Below are 5,719 nucleotides of genomic sequence, written 5' to 3' on the forward strand. Positions count from 1 at the left end.
GTATTTTATGATGAGTCATCTTGATAATGTTGAACACGTGTTAATGAAATACATACCAGAAGAAAAATAATGCCATTTCAGGTAGAAAAGTGTGCACCAAATAACAGAAAAACTAAAATTCAAGCACCTTCCGATAATTTATGCTTGCTCTATTGTGAAAAGATTTACATAATAGAAACTAGGATTGTCAAATGGAGGGTTACAAAGTATGAAAAAGCAATATAGAGATGATAGTTTAGCTTTGCATACAGATTTATATGAACTGAATATGGCACATACGTATTTTAAAGACCATATTCATAAACGCCGTTCTGTATTCGAAGCTTACTTTCGTCGGATGCCGTTTGAAAGCGGTTATGCTGTGTTTGCCGGGCTAGAAAGAGTAATTGATTTTATTGCTAATTTTAGGTTTAGCGAAACGGACTTAGATTATTTATATGAAGAATTGCATTATGAAGCGGAGTTTATCGACTATTTAAAGCAAGTTCGCTTTAGCGGTAATGTTCGTTCGGTTGTAGAAGGCGAAATGATTTTTGCTAACGAACCGATGCTGCAAATTGACGCTCCTTTAGCGGAAGCGCAGCTTATTGAAACTCCGCTTTTAAATATTTTAAATTTCCACCCGCTGATTGCGACAAAAGCATCGCGTATTCGCCTAGCCGCGGGAGAAGATAATTTATATGAGCATACGGGTACGAATCAGCTTATGGAATTTGGCTCAAGAAGAGCACACGAGATGGACGCTGCATTTTACGGAGCGAGAGCTGCTTATATTGGAGGCTTTGATGCAACCAGTAATGTCAGAGCGGGGAAAGTATTTGGAATTCCTGTGTCCGGTACTCACGCTCATGCGCTTGTTCAAGTCTATCGTGATGAGTACAGCGCGTTTAAAAAGTATGCGGAATCACACCGTAACTGTATCTTTTTAGTAGATACATATAATACGTTAAAATCAGGTATTCCTAATGCTATTAAAGTAGCAAAAGAAATGGGAGATCGCATTAATTTTATCGGTATTCGATTAGATAGCGGAAGACTTCCATATCTTTCTCAAGAAGCAAGAAAAATGCTTGATGAAGCTGGCTATCATGATGTGAAAATTTTTGCTTCGAATGATCTCGATGAGTACAGCATTCTAGATTTGAAAGCGCAAGGTGCCAAAATTGATGGATGGGGAGTTGGAACAAAGCTCATGACGTCCTTTGATCAGCCGGCGCTAGGAGCGGTTTACAAGCTGGTTTCGATTGAAGATGATTATGGAAACATGGTGGATACGATTAAGCTGTCAGAAAATCCAGAGAAAATTTCAACTCCTGGCCTAAAAGAGGTATACCGAATTGTAAATCAAGTGAACCACAAATGGGAAGGTGATTATATTACGATGCAGGACGAAGTGCCGAATGAAGAGCAGCATTTAAAAATGTTTCATCCGATTCATACGCACGTCAGCAAGTTTGTCACGAACTTTAACGCACGTAAAATTCACCAGCCAATCTTTGCGCAGGGAAAGCTTGTATACGAGCAGCCTACCATTGAAGAAATGAGAGCCTACTGCTTACAGAACTTAAAGCATCTATGGGATGACTACAAAGTCATTACAAAATCGAACGAAGATGTATTTCGTCCTACAGAGTATCCGGTAGACTTGAGTACAAACTGCTGGGATAACAAAATGCAAAATATTGAAGAGACTAGAAGCAAGTTACTATCTGATACCGTACTTGTGTAGATTCCGTCAGCTAGTAATGAGAGGAGAGTTTTTTTATGAAAGAGCTACAAAAGCAAATTATTGAAGAAATGCACGTCCAAAAAGAAATTAATCCCGTGGAAGAAATTCGCCGCAGCGTTGATTTTCTGAAATCCTACATGAACAAATATCCTTTTTTACGTTCGTTTGTACTAGGTATTTCCGGGGGCCAAGATTCTACGTTAACGGGAAAGCTGGCGCAGCTAGCGGTTAATGAGTTGAACGAAGAGGCCGGAGAAGAGCGCTATCAGTTTATTGCTGTTCGTCTTCCATACGGTGTGCAAGCAGATGAAGCAGACTGTCAAGATGCACTTGCTTTTATTCAACCAACAAAATCTATTTCTATTAACGTAAAACCAGCAGTAGATGCGATGCTTTCTGCTGTTGAAGAAGCGGCAGATGATAAAGTTTCCGACTTCAACAAAGGAAATGTAAAAGCACGTGAAAGAATGATTGCGCAATATACGGTAGCAGGCATGTACAGCGGAGTCGTACTCGGAACGGATCACTCTGCTGAAGCTGTTACAGGGTTTTATACAAAATTCGGTGATGGAGGAGCTGACTTAGTACCTATCTTCCGTCTGAACAAGCGACAAGGAAAACAAATGCTAAAAGAATTAGGCTGTCCTGAGCATCTATATATGAAAAAACCAACGGCTGATTTGGAAGAAGATCGGCCACAGCTTCCGGATGAAGAAGCGCTCGGCGTAACGTATGAGCAAATCGACGATTATTTAGAAGGCAAAGATGTAGGTGAACATGCAAGTCACGTCATTGAAGGTCACTTTTTAAAGACGCAGCATAAACGCCAATTGCCAATCACAGTATTTGATGATTTTTGGAAATAAATAAGTAAGAAGCTAAGACAAAAGTAGTTTAGTTAAAGGAAGATCCGAACGGGTTTGATTCTTGATGGAGAATCTTCACCGGTCGGATTTTTTTAATGTTATGGCAAACGTAGGTTTCACGTATCTCAATTTCTTATTTTTTATKAAAAAAAGATAGCAAACAAAGAAAGGTATTTTTGAAAAACTAGTGAAATTAGAAAAACATAGGAGTATAATAGCATTAAGTCATCTGATGACCTGTTAACCAAAAGAAGTAAAATGATCAGCTTGGAGGGAGCAAATGATGAAAGTATCTTTATTTGCGACATGTTTGATTGATATGTTTCAAACAAATGTAGGAAAAGCGACGGTAGAATTGTTAGAACGATTAGGATGCGAAGTGGATTTTCCAAAGAGCCAAGTTTGCTGCGGGCAGCCTGCGTATAACAGCGGTTACGTAAAAGAATCAAAAGAAGCGATGAAAAACATGATAAAAGCGTTTGAGCATGCAGAATACGTTGTATCTCCGTCTGGATCGTGCGTGACAATGTTCAAAGAGTATCCTCATCTTTTTGAAGGTGATGCTGCATGGCATGAACCTGCCGTGAAGCTTGCTGATAAAACGTATGAGCTAACGGATTTTATTGTAAACGTTTTAAAAGTTGAAGACGTGGGAGCCAGTTTAAATGGTAAAGCCACTTATCATTCTTCCTGTCATATGACGCGTTTGCTAAACGTAAAAAAAGAACCTTTTACATTATTAAACAATGTAAAGGGTCTTGAAATGGAAAACCTTGAAAACAGTCATAACTGCTGCGGATTCGGCGGGACGTTTTCGGTTAAAATGGGGCAAATCTCCGAACAAATGGTCGATGAAAAAGTGGGCTGTATAGCTAAGACAAACGCAGAGTACTTAATTGGAGCAGACTGCGGCTGTCTTATGAATATTGGAGGAAGAATTGAACGAAAAGGACAGCCCGTAAAAGTGATGCATATCGCTGAAGTGTTAAATAGCAGAATGTAAAGAAAGGAGAATACCGAATGTCTATGAAAATAGGAAACGATCAGTTTAAAAAACGTGTTGATGATGGAGTCAATAATGCATTTATGCGCTTTGCGGTTTCAGGTGCTCAAGAGCGCTTAAGAAGCCGTAGATTAGATGCGGCAGAAGAGTTAGGAAACTGGGAAGAATGGCGAGCGCTTGGGGAAGAAATTCGTCAGCATACGCTTGAAAATTTAGATTACTATTTAGAACAGCTCACTGATAATGTAGCTAAACGCGGAGGCCACGTTTTTTTCGCTCAAACAGCTGAAGAAGCCAATGAGTACATAAAAAATGTAGCGAGGCAAAAACAGGCAAAGAAAGTGGTTAAATCCAAGTCAATGGTTACAGAAGAAATTCATATGAACGCTGCATTAGAAGAACTGGGCTGCGAAGTTATTGAAACGGACTTAGGAGAATATATTCTGCAAGTAGATGATCACGATCCTCCTTCTCATATCGTAGCTCCTGCACTTCATAAAAATAAAGAACAAATTAGAGATGTATTTCAGGAAAAGCTTTCTTATAAAAAAACAGAAAAACCTGAAGAACTAGCCCTTCATGCCCGGGAAATGCTGAGAAAAGAATTTTTATCAGCGGATATTGGCATCACGGGATGTAATTTTGCGATTGCAGAATCTGGATCTATTTCACTTGTTACCAATGAAGGAAATGCAAGGCTAACGACCGCCCTCCCTAAAACGCAGATTACGGTGATGGGAATGGAACGAATTGTGCCAACATTTGAAGAATTTGAAGTGTTGGTAAGCCTTTTAACTAGAAGTGCAGTAGGTCAGCGGCTTACAAGTTACGTAACGGCACTTACGGGACCTAGACTTCCAGGGGAAGTAGACGGACCGGAAGAATTTCACCTAGTGATTGTAGATAACGGACGATCTGCGATTTTAGGAACTGAGTTTCAATCTGTTTTACAGTGTATTCGCTGTGCGGCATGTGTGAATGTATGTCCCGTGTATCGCCATATTGGAGGACATTCATATGGATCTATTTATTCAGGTCCGATTGGAGCTGTATTATCTCCTTTGCTTGGAGGCTATGAAGATTACAAAGAGCTTCCATATGCCTCAACGCTATGCGCAGCCTGTACAGATGCCTGTCCGGTCAAAATTCCGCTGCATGAGCTATTGCACAAGCACCGTCAGCGAATTGTCGAAAAAGAAGGAAAAGCACCTATTTCGGAAAAGCTGGCGATGAAAGCATTTGGCTTGGGAGCAGCTTCTTCTTCTCTATATAGAGTGGGCGCTAAAGTAGCACCGGCAGCTCTTACTCCTTTTATGTCAGGAAGCAGTATTTCCAAAGGGCCTGGTCCATTAAAAGCGTGGACGGAAAGCAGAGAGTTTCCAGCGCCTACAAAAGAGCGCTTACGAGATTGGTTTGATAAAAGGAGTGATAATGATGAACGGAAGCATTCAAAATAGAGACAGTTTTTTAGACAATATTGCTGCTAATCTTAAGAGAAGCAGGCGAACAAACGGCGTAGTAAGGCCACAATGGAAGCACGCTCCTCAGCATGAGGTTTACCGCAGCTATTCGCCGGATCAATTAAAGAAAGAGCTTGAAAACCATTGCGAACGTATTCATACTCGCTATGTAGAAACATCATCACAACACTTGCCAGCTGTCCTTGAGGAAGCCGTAGCGAACTATGGAAATGGTCTTGTGAGCACGTGGGATGATCCTAGGTTTTCCGAATATGGATTGAATCTGCTGATGGAGAAATGGGAAACAAGCAGTAGCCTTCATGTATGGAATTCTGCAAAAGGGGATGAGAATATTAAACTAGCTGAAAAAGCAAATGTTGGCATTACCTTCAGTGATTTGACGCTAGCGGAATCCGGCACAGTTGTTTTGTTCAGCAGCGCTGAAAAAGGACGATCGGTCAGTTTGCTGCCCGCCACTTATATTGCAATCATTCCTCAAAGCTCAATTGTTCCTCGCATGACACAAGCCGCTGAAATGATTCATGAAAAAGTAGAGCGAGGAGAAACGATTGCTTCTTGCATTAACTTTATTACGGGACCGAGCAATTCAGCCGATATTGAAATGAATTTAGTCGTTGGCGTGCATGGACCTATTCAAGCT

5 protein-coding genes are annotated in these 5,719 nt (G+C 40.6%); all 5 read left to right on the forward strand.

From position 1 onward, the window contains the following. Positions 1–208: 208 nt before the first annotated feature. Positions 209–1,729, forward strand: coding sequence for a nicotinate phosphoribosyltransferase (locus AC1DRF_RS15210; protein WP_230184626.1), 1,521 nt, complete (start codon positions 209–211; stop codon positions 1,727–1,729). A gap of 35 nt (positions 1,730–1,764) precedes the next feature. Beyond that, positions 1,765–2,595: an ammonia-dependent NAD(+) synthetase gene (gene nadE, locus AC1DRF_RS15215; protein ID WP_060746704.1), complete on the forward strand. Its 831-nt coding sequence runs from the start codon at positions 1,765–1,767 to the stop codon at positions 2,593–2,595. A 283-nt stretch (positions 2,596–2,878) separates the two neighbouring features. Further along, positions 2,879–3,598 (forward strand): (Fe-S)-binding protein, encoded by a 720-nt coding sequence (locus AC1DRF_RS15220; protein WP_029325071.1) that lies wholly within the window; start codon positions 2,879–2,881, stop codon positions 3,596–3,598. 17 nt (positions 3,599–3,615) lie between these two features. After that, entirely contained in the window at positions 3,616–5,055 is a 1,440-nt protein-coding gene (locus tag AC1DRF_RS15225) for a LutB/LldF family L-lactate oxidation iron-sulfur protein (protein ID WP_097824031.1), read from the forward strand. Beyond that, on the forward strand, positions 5,033–5,719 hold a 687-nt coding region (locus tag AC1DRF_RS15230; RefSeq protein ID WP_477741063.1), incomplete at its 3' end, for a LutC/YkgG family protein. The genes AC1DRF_RS15225 and AC1DRF_RS15230, both read left to right, overlap by 23 nt.

The organism is Priestia sp. P5_B4 (assembly GCF_056400385.1).

Coding starts and splice junctions, on each gene's coding strand:
- nadE (WP_060746704.1), top strand. CDS start 1,765: ATGAAAGAGCTACAAAAGCAAATTATTGAAGAAATGCACGTCCAAAAA.
- AC1DRF_RS15210 (WP_230184626.1), top strand. CDS start 209: ATGAAAAAGCAATATAGAGATGATAGTTTAGCTTTGCATACAGATTTA.
- AC1DRF_RS15220 (WP_029325071.1), top strand. CDS start 2,879: ATGAAAGTATCTTTATTTGCGACATGTTTGATTGATATGTTTCAAACA.
- AC1DRF_RS15225 (WP_097824031.1), top strand. CDS start 3,616: ATGTCTATGAAAATAGGAAACGATCAGTTTAAAAAACGTGTTGATGAT.